This is a genomic window from Streptomyces sp. SUK 48, from assembly GCF_009650765.1.
Lineage (GTDB): Bacteria > Actinomycetota > Actinomycetes > Streptomycetales > Streptomycetaceae > Streptomyces.
The window spans coordinates 4,037,810-4,051,380 of sequence record NZ_CP045740.1 but is presented as its reverse complement, the minus strand read 5'-3'; the positions used below and the strand labels follow the sequence as shown (position 1 = coordinate 4,051,380).

General features: G+C 71.9%; 10 protein-coding genes. 6 read left to right on the top strand and 4 right to left on the bottom strand.

Annotation, left to right across the window (positions count from 1 at the left end):
- Positions 1–102 precede the first annotated feature (102 nt).
- The 3 genes from GHR20_RS17495 to GHR20_RS17485 all read left to right on the top strand — a co-directional run bounded on the left by GHR20_RS17495 (position 103) and on the right by GHR20_RS17485 (position 3,664).
- Entirely contained in the window at positions 103–1,146 is a 1,044-nt protein-coding gene (locus tag GHR20_RS17495; RefSeq protein WP_194858906.1) for a sphingomyelin phosphodiesterase, read from the top strand.
- A gap of 256 nt (positions 1,147–1,402) precedes the next feature.
- Positions 1,403–2,347, top strand: a complete 945-nt coding sequence (gene sigJ, locus GHR20_RS17490) for an RNA polymerase sigma factor SigJ (protein WP_153813694.1) — start codon at positions 1,403–1,405, stop codon at positions 2,345–2,347.
- Between the two features lie 117 nt (positions 2,348–2,464).
- Positions 2,465–3,664, top strand: coding sequence for an FAD-dependent oxidoreductase (locus GHR20_RS17485; RefSeq protein ID WP_153813693.1), 1,200 nt, complete (start codon positions 2,465–2,467; stop codon positions 3,662–3,664).
- A gap of 46 nt (positions 3,665–3,710) precedes the next feature.
- On the opposite strand, the gene GHR20_RS17480 is transcribed toward GHR20_RS17485, so the two are convergent.
- Positions 3,711–4,307, bottom strand: coding sequence for a TetR/AcrR family transcriptional regulator (locus GHR20_RS17480; protein ID WP_153813692.1), 597 nt, complete (start codon positions 4,305–4,307; stop codon positions 3,711–3,713).
- 110 nt (positions 4,308–4,417) lie between these two features.
- On the opposite strand from GHR20_RS17480, the gene GHR20_RS17475 reads away from it, so the two are divergent.
- Both GHR20_RS17475 and GHR20_RS17470 read left to right on the top strand, forming a co-directional pair.
- The gene (locus tag GHR20_RS17475) at positions 4,418–5,200 is read left to right on the top strand and encodes an SDR family oxidoreductase (protein WP_111583240.1); all 783 of its coding nucleotides are present in this window, start codon (positions 4,418–4,420) and stop codon (positions 5,198–5,200) included.
- A 219-nt stretch (positions 5,201–5,419) separates the two neighbouring features.
- Positions 5,420–6,148 (top strand): hypothetical protein, encoded by a 729-nt coding sequence (locus GHR20_RS17470; RefSeq protein ID WP_111583239.1) that lies wholly within the window; start codon positions 5,420–5,422, stop codon positions 6,146–6,148.
- Positions 6,149–6,459: 311 nt separating this feature from the next.
- On the opposite strand, the gene GHR20_RS17465 is transcribed toward GHR20_RS17470, so the two are convergent.
- On the bottom strand, positions 6,460–9,501 hold the full coding sequence (locus GHR20_RS17465) for a tetratricopeptide repeat protein (RefSeq protein ID WP_153813691.1): 3,042 nt from the start codon (positions 9,499–9,501) through the stop codon (positions 6,460–6,462).
- Between the two features lie 615 nt (positions 9,502–10,116).
- Here GHR20_RS17465 and GHR20_RS17460 point away from each other — a divergent pair.
- The gene (locus GHR20_RS17460) at positions 10,117–12,132 is read left to right on the top strand and encodes a tetratricopeptide repeat protein (protein ID WP_243878060.1); all 2,016 of its coding nucleotides are present in this window, start codon (positions 10,117–10,119) and stop codon (positions 12,130–12,132) included.
- Between the two features lie 76 nt (positions 12,133–12,208).
- Here the strand turns inward: GHR20_RS17460 and GHR20_RS38355 are convergent, their stop codons facing one another.
- Both GHR20_RS38355 and GHR20_RS17455 read right to left on the bottom strand, forming a co-directional pair.
- A complete protein-coding gene (locus GHR20_RS38355) occupies positions 12,209–12,661 on the bottom strand; it encodes a hypothetical protein (protein ID WP_343336010.1) in 453 nt (150 codons plus the stop codon).
- Positions 12,565–13,452, bottom strand: coding sequence for a hypothetical protein (locus GHR20_RS17455; RefSeq protein WP_343336009.1), 888 nt, complete (start codon positions 13,450–13,452; stop codon positions 12,565–12,567). The genes GHR20_RS38355 and GHR20_RS17455 overlap by 97 nt, the downstream gene beginning before the upstream one ends.
- Between the last annotated feature and the right edge of the window lie 119 nt (positions 13,453–13,571).

Below are 13,571 nucleotides of genomic sequence, written 5' to 3'. Positions count from 1 at the left end.
CTCCACCGGCGTTCTTCCGGGCGTACCCGCGCGCCCCTAGATTCCTGCTGTCATGTACGCGCCCCGGTTACGGTCAGGGGCTCACTTCCAGCAGGAGAGCGCATGGTCTCGCGTCGTACCGCTACCGCCCTCGCCACCACCGCGGCCGCCACGCTCCTCGGGTTCGCCGGATACACGGCCCCCGCGGCCGGCGCGACGGGTACCGGCACCGGCACCGGCCTGTCGGTGTTCGCCTGGAACGTCGACCTCCCCACCGCGATCGTGGACAGCACCCAGAACCAGAAGGCCGCCCAGCGCACGCCGGTCATCGAGTCGATCGTCCGGGGGCACGGCGCGGACGTGGTGGTGCTGGACGAGGTCTTCAACAACACCTCGGCCGCCGATATCGCCGGCAAGCTGTCGGACCTGTACCCGTACCACACCCCGGTGGTCGGCCAGACCTGCTCCGGCGGCGGCTGGACCGGCGTCAGCGGCGACTGCTCCAGCTCGCCGTTCGTCATCAACGGCGGCACGATGATCCTGTCCAAGTACCCGATCACCGCCCAGTACGCGCACGTCTTCGCCAACTCCGCGTCCGGCACCTGGGACTACCGCGCCAACAAGGGCGCGGCGCTGGTCCGGATCGCCAAGGGCGGCACGCAGAGCTGGGTGGTCGGCACCCACCTCCAGGCCGACGAGTCCGGCACCTCCACCGACACCACCCAGGCCACCCGGCTCGCCCAGCTCCGCGAGCTCCGCTCCTGGGCGGACTCCGTCGCCGGCACGAGCGGCCCGGTGCTGATCGGCGGCGACCTGAACGTGGAGTACTACGGCGGCCGGGCCCGCGGCGACTACGCCAACGCGCAGACCGCGGTGAACGGCGTCCTCGGCACCCCCGCCACCGACCCGGGCCAGACCCTGCGCACCATGGACTGCCCGGTCTCCGCCTGGTGCCAGCGCACGGCCGTGGCCCAGGGATACCCCACGGACTACCGCGACGACATCGACTACCTCGGCTACCTCAACGCCCCGGGTCGCCCGGTCCCTTCGGCCGTCTCCCCGGTGAAGGTCGACTTCGACCCCCAGTCCGGCTGGACCACCGGCCAGACCGACACCAACGCGCCCAGCGACCACTACCCGATCGAGACGACGTTCCAGCTCGGCTGACCGGGAAGAGCGGACGGGAAGAGCGGACGGGAAGAGCGGACCGGGAAGAGCGGCGGGTCCGGCCCTCCGCCGCGTCGGCGGCCTCGGTCGCCTGCCCCACCGCGCACCGCAACACCGCGCACCGCAACACCGCGCATCACTCACCGGAGAACCGGTGGCCTACCCCGTCCCGGTGGGCCACCGGCCTTTTCCCCGGGGCGCATCGGCCCCCTTTCTCCAGGGCGGCCGACCGGTTCCGCGGGCTAGGATCCCGGTCATGGCCCTGACGGTGGACGACGTGGAGCGGTTCGAGGCGTCCAGGCACCGTCTGGAGGCCATCGCCTATCGCCTGCTCGGCTCCGCGAGCGAGGCGGAGGACGCGGTACAGGAGACGTACCTGCGCTGGCAGGCCGCCGACACCGGGCGCGTCGAGGTGCCCGAGGCATGGCTGACCAAGGTGCTCACCAACCTGTGCCTCAACCAGCTCACCTCCGCCCGCGCCCGCCGCGAGACCTACGTCGGCGCCTGGCTGCCCGAGCCGCTGCTCGCCGGGGACCCGATGCTGGGCCCCGCCGACACCGCGGAACAGCGCGAGTCGGTGTCGTACGCCGTCCTCACCCTGCTGGAGCGCCTCACCCCGAACGAGCGCGCGGTGTACGTGCTGCGCGAGGCGTTCGACTACCCGCACCGGGAGATCGCGGCGATCCTCGACCTCACCGAGACCGCCAGCCAGCAGATCTTCCACCGCGCGAAGAAGCACGTCGCCACCGGCCGGGCCCGCGCCGAGATCGACGAGGCGGCCGCGCGGCGGATCGTGGACGAGTTCCTCGCCGCCGCCACCAGCGGCCGCACCGAACCGCTGGTACGGCTGCTCACCGAGAACGCCATCGCGGTCGGCGACGGCGGCGGCAAGGTCCCGGCCCGCGCCAGGGCGTTCGAGGGGGCCCGCGCGGTCGCGACCTTCATGCGGGGCCTGTTCAAGCCCGGCAAGGCCAAGCGCGATCTGGCCGGCGGCTCGCCCGACCTCCATGTCTCCCTGGTCAACGGCGCCCCCGCGCTCGTCGTGGTGCTCGACGCACGGGTCATCGGCATCACCTGCCTGGAGATCACCGGGCAGGGCATCGCCGCCTTCCGCAGCCAGGTCAACCCCGACAAGCTCGTGCGCGCGAGTCGGCGCTGGGCGGCCTGCGAGCACGGCGACCCCGTGCTGAAGGTCTTCTGACACTCCGCGATGAGCATGTGACGCGGGTCACGCCCTGCTCCTGTCAGGAAACGGCGGGCCGCCCGGTTCAAGGGGCGAACCGCTTGGGATCCCTCCCATGAGCGACAGGAGCAGGCCATGCAGCACCGCGTCATCGTCCTCGGCGCCGGATACACCGGAGCCATCGCCGCCGGCCGCCTCGCCCGCCGGCTGCGCCGCGAGGACGTCGCCCTCACCCTCGTCAACGCCGAAGCGGACTTCGTCGAGCGCGTCCGGATGCACCAGCTCGCCGCCGGACAGGAACTCCCGGCCCGGCCCCTCGCCGCCATGTTCACGGGCACCGGCGTCACCCTGAAGCTCGCCCGGGTCACCGCCGTGGACGCCGACCGCCACACCGTGACCGTCACCGGGACCCGGGGCACGGCCGAGGAACTACCGTACGACACCCTCGTGTACGCCCTCGGCAGCGGATGGCACGACCAGGGCGTCCCCGGTGTCGCCGAGCACGCCCACGACATCGCGGGCCGCCCCGGCGCGCTGCGGCTGCGCGCCCGGCTGGCCCAACTGGCGGCCGGCGCCCCCGTGGTCGTGGTCGGCGGCGGGCTCACCGGCCTGGAGGCCGCGACCGAACTCGCCGAGGCCCGCCCCGACCTGGACGTCGCCCTCCTCGTCCGCGGTGAGCTGGGCGACCGGCTCTCGGTCAAGGGCCGCCGCCATCTGCGCGCGGTGTGCGACCGGCTCGGCATCACCGTGCGCGAGCACACCGCCGTGACTGCGGTGGCCGCCGACCACGTCACCACCGCCGACGGCACCACGCTCCCGGCCGCGGCCACCGTGTGGACCGCCGGCTTCGCCGTGCACCCGATCGCGCGGGCCACCACCCTGGAGACCGGCGCGAACGGTCAGATCGTCGTCGACCGCTCGATGCGCTCCGTCTCGCACCCGCGGGTGTACGCCATCGGCGACGCGGCTCTCGCCCTGGGCCCCGGCGGCAAGCCGCTGCGGATGTCCTGCGCCTCGGGGGTGCCCGTCGCCTGGCAGGCGGCCGACGCGATCGCGGCACGGCTCAGCGGCGGGAAGGTGCCGGTGACGCCGGTGCGGTACTTCCAGCAGTGCGTCTCCCTGGGCCGCCGGGACGGTCTGATCCAGTTCGTCACCGCCGACGACCGCGCGGTCGACCGCGCCCTGACCGGCCGCCTCGCCGCCCGCTACAAGGAGGCGGTCTGCAAGGCCGCGACCTGGGGCGTCGCCCACCCGCTGCTGGTGCCGGGCCGGGCGCGGCGGGTGGTGCCGGAGGCGGGCGCGGCCGGCGCGGAGGCCGTCGGGACGGTGGTCTGAGCGTCCCGTTCCCCGCGAACCGCGCCTGTGAGCGCGGGAGTCGGCGCTACTTCCCGGCCGTACGGAGGTAGTCGATCCCGGTGTCGATCGCCGCTCTGAGGTGGGTCGAGTCGCCGGTGGACATCATGAGGGAGACGCCGCCCTGGATACCCGCGAGCAGGGCGGCGGAGGCCCGGTCGACGTCGAGGCCCAGGGAGACCAGGCCGGCCGCCCGGAGGGCTCGCATGCCCTCGGCGAGGTGGTGCTGCCACTGGCGCATCAGCTCGGTGACGATCGCGCGGGCGCCGGGCCCCCGGCGGCCGACCTGGAGGAAGAGCGAGCCCAACGGGCAGGTGTCGCCCTGGCGTTCGTACCGCTCCACGACCACGTCGCGCCAGCGCTGCCAGGACTCCCAGGAGTCGAGACAGCTCAGATGCGGCTGCTGGTCGGCGAGGACGCGGTCGGCCTCGAACCGGGCGACGGCGAGCAGCAGTTCGTCCTTCCCCTCGGGGAAGTAGTGGAAGAGCTGGCTCTTGCTGGTGCCGGTGCGGGCACGGATGTCGTCCAGGGTGGCGGCGGGGCCCTGCTCGCGCAGCAGCCCGGCGGCGCCCTCGATGATGCGGGCGCGGGTGGCCCGGCCCTTCGTGGTGAGTGTCTCCGGCACCTTCGGCTCCTTCCGCTGAGGCCACCGTAGCCCCGCCCATTCTGGACTTGCTGGTCCAATTTTGGCGGCGCACAGTGGGCGGCACACCGCGAGACAAGGGAGACCGCGTCATGAACGACACCACAGGCGGCCGGCTGGCCGGCAGGACCGCGCTGGTCACGGGCTCGACCAGCAATATCGGGCGGGCGATCGCGGAGGCGTTCGCGGCGCAGGGCGCGCAGGTGATCGTCTCCGGCCGGGACCGGGTGCGGGGCGCGGAGGTGGTCGAGGGCATCCGGGCCGCGGGTGGCCGGGCCGACTTCCTGGCGGCGGACCTGGACGGCGGCGCGGAGGCGTCCCGCGACCTGGCCGAGCGGGCCCGCGCGGCGCTGGGCGGCCGGATCGACATCCTGGTGAACAACGCCGGCGTCTACCCGGGCCGGGACACCGCCGGCACCGACGAGAAGACGTTCGACCAGGTCTACGGGGTGAACGTCAAGGCGCCCTTCTTCCTCACCGCCGCCGTCGCCCCGTGGATGGCGGAGGCGGGCGGCGGGGCGATCGTCAACCTCGGTTCCTGGATCGCCCGTCTCGGTGTCCCGGTCGGCGCGCTCTACAGCTCGACCAAGGGCGCGATGGAGACGCTGACGCGGGCGTGGGCGGCGGAGTTCGGGCCGCGGGGCGTGCGGGTGAACGCGGTGTCGCCGGGGGTGATCCTGCCGCCGTCCCCGGCGGGCACCGCGCCGCATCCCGGCGAGCTCATGATGCGGGGTACCCCGGCGGGCTCGGTCGGGACGCCGGACGCGATCGCGCATGCCGTGGTGTGGCTGGCGAGCGACGAGGCGGCGTTCGTGCACGGGGCGGTGGTGGACGTCGACGGGGGCCGGACCGGGGTGGCGGTCGTCGCGGCCTGAGTCGTACGGGGGTGGCGGTCGTCGCGGCCCGAGCCGCACCGGGGGCGCCCGGAAAGCCTGCCGTCACACGGCGGCCGGCCCTGGTTCACCGGCCCTTGACGCGGCTTCACACCGGCCGCACTCGCGCACTACGTTAGAGATTGAACGACCGGTGCCACCCTGGGCCGAGCCGTGGAGAGGCGGCCGCGTGCGTTCCGTCCCGAGCGCGCAAGGAGCCGCATGCTGCCCTCGTCCTCGCCACCGACCGCCCGCCATGTCACGGGTGTCGACCGACTGCTGACCGCCGCCGTGCGGCTGTCCGGCACCCTTCCGGCGACCCGCTCCACCCTCGGGGTGGTCCGGGGCCGGCACCGCTCCGAACACGAACGTACGACCGCCTTGCGGGCCCGGCTGTCCGAACGGGGCGTCCCCAGCGTGGAGTTGAACCCGGTGCCGGAGCCGGGCGAGCGGGGCGGCGTCCAGCACGGGCTGCCGCCGCGGTCGGTGGGGCTGCTGGTGCACACACCGGGGGTGCGGCCGGAGCAGGCGATGCGGGCGGCGGCGTTATGGCGGCTGCCGCTGCTGATCGACCGGCCGGACGGGGTGGCGGGCGCGGGGGCCTGCCACCAGGACGTCATCGGTATCCACCTCGCGGGCCGCGGCTACGAACTCGCCCTGCGGCAGGTCGACCTGGCGTCCCAGAACGCCGATCCGGGTCCCGTCCGTCTCATCCTCGACAACGAGAAGATCACCGTGCCGGACGGCCGCCGCCTCGGCGTCACGACCACCGGGGCGGGGCTGCTGGAGGTGCGGGGAGAGTCCTTCGGGGTGCGCCGGGTACGCCGCCTGCGCTTCGAACGGGCCTGGGGCACGCACCGGTTGGACGTGGACGGGGTCCCGGTGCGGGAGGTGCGGGCACCGCTGCGGATGGAGGTGGACCCGGGGCGGCTGCACCTGGTGCGGGCCTGAGAGGTTCAGGCCCGAGGGGCTCAAGAGGGGCCGCCCCGCCTCCACGAGCGGGGAAGGGCGGCCTGCGTGGCGCTGCGACTGCTTACGAGGGCGGGAACGTCGGCGGGTGGAATGCTATCGCAAAGAGCATGCATGTCATGGCCACGTAAAAAAGTTTGCTCAAGAGGGTTTCTTTCTAAGTGGCTGTGCAGGGTGAACCGCGCTGCGTAAGAGCGGCCGAGAGGGGCGCTCCGCAGGAGCGGGGGACGCCATTCATATCCCACGGAAGGGCTCTGGATCAACGCGCGCGTGCGGTGCTCTGAAAGGGCCGGTCAGTTCGCGGCGGTTCGCCCATTGGCGCGCAGGACGGCGAGAGTGCGCGAGGCGCGGTCCGCTTCGGCGTGAGCGCCGATCCGCATACTCAATTGGAAACTTTCTTTGGCATATGCCAAAGCCTGCGCCGCGCGGCCGGTGTCCATATGGGCCAGGGCGGCGTCATGGGCCGCGTCGACCACCTCGCCCGCGGCGTCGATGCGCCTGGCCAGCGCGAGAGCGGCGACATGCAGCGGTATGGCCTGCTCGCTGCGGCCGGCCGTGCGATGCGCCCGGCCGATCCGGTTGAGGGCGATGGCCTCCCTGCGCCGGTCGCCCACGCTGCGGAAGAAGTCCAGGCTGTGATGCGAGAGAGTCAGCGCCTCGTCGGCTTTCCCCAGGTCGATCAGGGCGTTGGCCAGGTTCATCCGAAGCGTGGCCAGCTCTCTTCTGTCGGACCTTCTCAGTGCCAGTCGGATGGCTTTACGGTAGGCGTGTTCGGCGCCCTGTGGATCCCCTGTTCTCGTGGCGAGTTCGGCCATGTTGTTGAGTGTGCTGAAAATTCCACGCTCATGATTGATGGCCGTGAATTGCCTCAGGGCGGAGTCGAAATAATCGCGGGCCGAGTCGATTTCCGAGAGGTGGAGATGGGTGACGCCCAGGATGTTATGGCTGCGCGCGATCTGGAGCACATTGCCTGTTTGCATCAGGGAATCCGATACGCCTTCTTGCAGGGACTTGATCACCCCGTACCGGCCCAGCTGCCACAGCGATATGCACATCTGGTCGACGCATTCGATCTCCAGTTCCGCGTCTCCCAGCGCACGGGCCAGCTCCCGCGCCTCGCCCGCCACCGAGATCGCCTCCTCGTAACGGGAGTGATGACTGTGCGCGACGCTGAGGTCGAGCAGGGCGCGCGCCTGTGCCCCGCTGTCCCCGCTGGTGGACCAGTGGTCGACCGCCCGCCGCAGCAGTGACTCCGAGGTGGCCAGGTGCCCCCGCATGTAGAGGAGTCCCATCAATACATGCACGGACAAGGCGAGTTGCCGCTCGGTCCCCTGCGTACTGATCCAGCCCAGCGTGTCCGCCAGGTTGCCGCTTTCGGTGATCAGCCATTGCTCGGCCGCGGGTACGTCATCGATCGCGGGAAGGGTAATGAAATCGTCGGCGTCCAGACTGGTACGGGAACGGTAGGGATGCACTAGACGGTCCGCGCGGTCAGCCGCCCTCATATAGAACGCCGCCAGCCGTTGCGTCGCCGCCCGTGACCGCGTTCCTTCCGCGTCGGTCAGCGAGCGGGCGTACTTGCGCAGAAGATCGTGCAGGGTGAAGCGGTGCGGGGCCGGTTCGGAAACCAGATGCTGGGTGAGCAGCTGCTCCAGTGCCCGTTCCGTCGCGCCGAGGGAGAGACCTGTCAGTGCCGCGACCGCGTGCGCTCCGAACTCCATTCCGGTGTGGAGGCTGATCCGCCGGAACACGAGTTGTTCCTCGGCATTCAGCGCCCGATAGGACAGAGCGAACACATGCTCCAAAGTCCGTTCCCCGTCACGGAGTTCGTCCAGACCGCCCGCCCCCGCGGTCAGCTGGTGCAGCAGGTCCGCCGCGGTCCACGACGACCTGGTCAGCAGCCGGCTCGCCGCGATCTCCACCGCCAGCGGCAGATGCCCGCAGATCCGTACGATGTCCGCGATCTCCGCCGCCCGGGACCGCCCGCCCGTGCCGAGGCGCCGCTCGAAGAGGGCGATCGCGTCGGCGTGGGGCAGGACGTCGAGCGAGACCTGCCGCGCGCCCGGCAGACCCGTGAGCCGGCGGCGGCTGGTCACCACGACCGCCGTCGGCGAGGCCCCGGGGAGCAGCTGCCGTACCTGCTCCGAGCAGACGGCGTCGTCCAGGATCACCAGCATCCGCCGGTCCCGCGCCGACGACCGCCACAGCGCGGTGAGTTCCTCGATGTCCTGCGGCAGCTCCCTGCCCTCGGGGCCGAGCACCCGCAGCAGCGTGGTGAGCGCGCGCACCGGGGCGCCGGCCGCCCCGTCCGCGTCATGGCCGCCGAGCCGTACGAAGCAGCGGCCGTCGGGATAGCGGTCCGCCACCTCGTATCCGAGGTGCACGGCCAGGGCGGTCTTGCCGACGCCCCCCATCCCCTCGACCGTCACCACCGCCCCCGGCTCGCCCCCGCCCTCGCACAGTGCCGAGGTGAGCCGCCGCAACTCCTCGCGGCGGCCGATCCAGGGGACGTCCCGGGGGAGGTTGTCCGGCGCGGGACGGCTCGGCCGGGTGGCGGGGCGGCGGGGGTCCTGGCCGTGGAGGGCGCCGGCCGGGGTGCCGGCCAGGATTCCCTCCTGGATGCGGCGCAGGCGCCGGCCCCCGTCCAGGCCGATGTCCCGGATGACGCGCTGCCGGGTGCGTTGCAGCAGCCTGGTCGCCTCCGCCGTACGGCCGCCGCCGTGCAGCGCGACGGCCAGCAGCCCCACCAGGGCCTCGTCCACGGGGTGGTCGGCGACCAGGGGCGCGAGGACCGGCACCGCCTCGGTGAACTGCTGCGCGTTCATGAGGAGTTCGGCGCGCGTCATGGCGGCGACGAGCGTCGTCTCGCCCACCGCGCCGCGCAGATGCTCCGGCCAGGAGCCGGTCATCCCGGCGAGCGGCTCGCCGTACCGGTGGGCCTCCGCCCGCTCCAGCAGCCTGAGGGCCGCGTCGTCGTCGCTGCCCTTGAGCGCGCGGGCCTGTTCGACACAGCTGGTGTAGGCGCGCAGGTCCACCCGGTCGGGGTCGACGTGCAGGACGTACGAGTTGGTCCCGCTGGTGATGGTCGGCGCGTCGGGGGCGGCGGTCCGCAGGGCGCGGCGCACCCGGGAGATATGGGTGTGCAGGGTCTCGCGGGCGGTGGCCGGCGGATGGTCGTCCCAGATGCGGTGGACCAGGCTGTCCACGCTCACGGACCGCCCCGCGTCCCAGGCGAGGGAGGCGAGGAGCAGGCGCGTCTTCGTGGGGCCCAGCGGCCCGCGCCGCCCGTCGACGAGGACCTCCACGGTGCCCGAAAGCCGTATCTCGAACTCCACCAGAGTCCTCCCGCCGGTAGGACCTGTACGGGCCGGGCCTACGAGGGTGTCATGACCCTGATAACGCTGGCTATGCGTACGCCGCGCGATCCCGAATTTGACCGATAAACAAGATTTTTTCCCCGGCCCGGCGCCCGGGAACAGATGCTTCTAGGGGAGGCGGTCGGCATGCGAAATCCCGGGTGGAGCAGGGACGAGGTACTGCGGTCGGCGTTGGCCGCGTGCGCGGGAAGTCAGGGCTCCCTCGCTTGGCGGGAGTTGGCTCAAGTCGTTCGGATCGCCGATCGTTTCGACGAGGGCCTGGAGTCGTTCTGGCCGCCACAGGATTCCGGACACGCCTCCCTGCGCGCCGCATGCCACCGTCTTGCCCGCGAACTGGACAGGCTCGCTCGCTGTGATGCCGAGACCGACGGGGCGGTGAGGGACTGGTTGACGCGGCACGCGGAGCATACGGTCCCCAGGATCGGCTCGCCGCCCATGGTGAACACCATCGGCGGCGACGCCGTACTGCACGGGTCCAGTGTGCAGGCACGTGACATCTCCGGCGGGGTCCACATCCATCCGGAGCCCAGGCCGACCGACTGGCGGCGTCCCCGGCCGCGTCAACTCCCGCCGATGACCGCGAGTTTCCTGGGGCGGGATGCCGACCTGCGGCGGCTCGACGCACTGCGCGCCCGCTACCCTGCCCGCGTTCCTCAAGTACTGGTGGTCAGCGGACTCGCCGGCGTGGGGAAGACGGCTCTCGCCGTACGTTGGCTGCGTCGGCAGATCGACTCCTTCCCCGACGGCCATCTCCATGCCGACCTGGGTGGACACTCCGTGGGCGACGGATGTGGTCCCGTGTCCGCCGACGCGGTCCTGGAAGCCTTCCTCGTCGCGCTCGGGGTGCCCTCGATACCGTCCGGCACGGCACAGCGGTCCGCCCTGTGGCGTTCGCTGACCGAGAAGCTGGAGCTGGCGGTGCTGCTGGAAGACGCCGCTTCGGCGGCCCAGGTACGTCCTCTTCTGTCGGCTGGTCCTTCCGTACTCACCGTGGTGACCAGTAGGACCAGCCTCACCGCACTGTGTGCCGAAGGCGCCCGGGGGTACCGGCTGGAGGGTCTCTCGATGGGTCCGGCCCTCGAACTGCTGGCCCAGGGTGGCGGCGCGCGCGTGCGTCGGGAACGCCGAGCCGCACGCGAAGTCGTCCGGCTGTGTGGTCGACTTCCGCTCGCAGTCGGCCTCGCCTCCGCCCATCTCGCGCTGAGACCTCACCGGTCCGTGTCCACGCTCGCCCGGTATCTGTCCCAGGAGCCTGGCGCCGTCGACACCCTCCGAGTGAACGGTGAGTCCGTGATCCGAACCGCGCTGGACATGTCGTACCGCCTGCTGCCACCGGACCCGGCAAGGCTCTACCGCAGGATGGGCCTGCTGCCGACGGATCGCTACGACTTCGTCCTGCTGGCCGCGCTCCTTCCCGAGGATGTGCTGTCGGCTGTCCCCGGGCACCGGCACGAGTCCGCGGTCCGGGTGGCCGATGCCGCTGTGCACACACTGGTGGAGGCGAACCTCCTTGAGGAGACCGGCCCGGACGTGTACGAGTTCCCTACCCTCGTACGATCACACGCGCGTCGGCTCGGCGAGACGAGTGCGGACGCCGAACGACGCGATGTTCTGAACCGGCTCGCGGACTGGTGCCTGGCCACTGCCGCCGTGGCGGAGGACATCCTCGTCCCTGGCCACCGGCTGCCGGGGTACGACGACCTTCTGCTGGCCGTTGCCCCTACCGTGCTCAACGGCCCGCAGGGGGCGCTGAGATGGCTGGACACCCGGCGAAGCGCCTTGATGGAGGCTGTGCGGCACTGTGCCCGGGAGGGGCGGCACGCACACTGCTGGCGTCTGACGGACGTCATGTGGCCCCTGTTCCTCCGCTTCCGCCCTTCGGGGTTGTGGATCGAGGCCCATCGCCTTGGCCTCGACGCGGCCCGGCGGTGCGGCGCACGAGCGGGCGAGGGCCGCATGCTCACCTCGGGCGCCATCGGCCTGCGGGCGGCCGGTCAGTACGCGGAGGCCGCCCAGTGGTATCAGCAGGCGCTGGACATGGCAACCGCCGACGGCGATGCGCGGCTACAGGCACAGGCGGTCAACGGGCTCGGGCACCTCTGCCTTCTCACCCACCGGCTGGACGAGGCCCGCGCGTACTTCGAGACGGCACTGAGCCTGCGAGAAGCGATCGGCTACCGGCGTGGGGCCGCGCTCTCCCGGCGTCGCCTCGGGGAAGCGCTTTTGGCCGGCGGGGACCTGCCGGGCGCTGCCCGCTGCCTCCGCCACGCACTGGAAGAGCTGCGGTCGCTCGGCGAGGACTACGAAATGACCCGGGCCCTCGCCCTTCTCGGCCACGCGCGCTGCCTCGCCGAGGACCACAAGGGGGGCGTACGACTGCTGCGGCAGGCTCAGTCGGGATTTCACGCCGACGGAGCGACCCACTCGGAACACTGGGAGGGGCGCTGCCTGGAATGGCTCGGTGCGGCGGCCGAGTCGCAGGGCGACCGCGCGGAAGCGGCCCTGCTCTACAAGGCCGCCCGAAGGCTCTTCCGGAGGCTGGACCTCACCGACGCGGGGCGTCTCGACGAGAGGCTGCGTCACCTGTGATGAACGCCGTGCGGGGTACACCGCGACAGCGGCGCCGGACGCCATCCGTGCGCGACCGGCGCCACGTCCCGACCGGCTACAACCACTCCGCCGAGTCCGGGGAGACCACCCACCGCTCCAGCGGCGGAGGCGCGGCCAACGGGCCGACAGCAGGCGGCAAGGCGGGCTCACCCAGGTGCAACAGACGGTAGACGAGCGAGCGCATACGCCGGTGGAACTCCCCGGGTACCGAGGAGAGCGACGCGGCCACTGCGCGGTACTGGTCCGGACGGCGCCGACCGGCCGCGTACTCCAGCTGCACGCCCAGCGGATCCATGGGGGAGAGCACGGGCGCGACGGCGGCCAGGAGCGCCACCGGTGAGGACGGTGCCACCTCGCGCTCCGGGTCCTGGGTGAGCAGAAGGGTCGCCTCGGTGAGGGAGCCGTACGCGGTCAGGGAGCCGTGGTCGCCGATGATCCAGTCGGCCGCGACCAGCAGGGGTTGCCAGTCCGCCTCCGGGGGAGGATCGCGATTCCCCGCTCGCTGCACGAAGCCAGCCAGGCGTGTACCTGTCGGTCGCCGTGCCCGGCGAACACATTGGGATGGATCAGCAGAGCGATCCGGTAGCGGTCATCCTGAGACTGCTCCAGCAGCTGTGGCAGCAGCGAGCCGAGCCGACCGAACGTGGAGGTGGTGCCCCAGGTCGAATTGACCGCCACGAGTCGCTGGCCGGGCTGGAGCCCAAGCGCACGGCGGTAGTGCTCCCGACGCGGCAGGGCGGCCGTGATCCGGTCCACGCAGGGGTCGCCGACCACATGCGCGAAGGGCAGTGCCGTGGGGCAGGAACTCCCCAGTTCCTTCAGATCGCGCCTGTGTGCGTAGGCGATCGCGGTGGGGACCACGCGGCCTTCGTGCACCAGATGCCGGGGATTCAGCATCCCGGGCCACCGTCGCTCGCCGGGTTCGAGAACGGAGGTATCGGTCAGCGGCTTGATGTGTCCTGCTCCGTGCGAGATGCGGACGACCGGTGCCTGGAGTTCATGCAACCCGCGGGAACCCGCCGCCAGTGCCAGATCGAACTCGGCGCGCCGCGCCTCGTCCCAGTCCAGCGCGGTGATGCCCTGGCGCTCCAGATGACGGGAGACCCCGCTGCTGAACGCATGCGGCGCGATCGTGAAGACCATCTGGACACGGATGTCGCGCTCCAGAAGGCAGTAGACCTCCTTCAGCCGTTGGCCGAACGTCAGGGTGTGCACCACGACCAGCACCCTTTTGCAGCGCGGCACGGTCGGCCAGTGACCCTGCTCGATCAGCGCGGGTCCCGTGGTGCGGAGGGCCACACGTTTCTCTTCGACGTGCGCCGGTGGACACACCCGCCGGCCGGACGGTCGTGGCGCGGGCAACGGGTCCACCGGCCGGGCCCAGCGGAGGGGCACGCGGCGCGGGGAAGCTCTGTCGA

What these genes read in the sequence shown, in the direction of transcription:
- GHR20_RS17495 (WP_194858906.1), top strand. Translation starts at nt 103, where the DNA reads ATGGTCTCGCGTCGTACCGCTACCGCCCTCGCCACCACCGCGGCCGCC.
- sigJ (WP_153813694.1), top strand. Translation starts at nt 1,403, where the DNA reads ATGGCCCTGACGGTGGACGACGTGGAGCGGTTCGAGGCGTCCAGGCAC.
- GHR20_RS17485 (WP_153813693.1), top strand. Translation starts at nt 2,465, where the DNA reads ATGCAGCACCGCGTCATCGTCCTCGGCGCCGGATACACCGGAGCCATC.
- GHR20_RS17475 (WP_111583240.1), top strand. Translation starts at nt 4,418, where the DNA reads ATGAACGACACCACAGGCGGCCGGCTGGCCGGCAGGACCGCGCTGGTC.
- GHR20_RS17470 (WP_111583239.1), top strand. Translation starts at nt 5,420, where the DNA reads ATGCTGCCCTCGTCCTCGCCACCGACCGCCCGCCATGTCACGGGTGTC.
- GHR20_RS17460 (WP_243878060.1), top strand. Translation starts at nt 10,117, where the DNA reads ATGACCGCGAGTTTCCTGGGGCGGGATGCCGACCTGCGGCGGCTCGAC.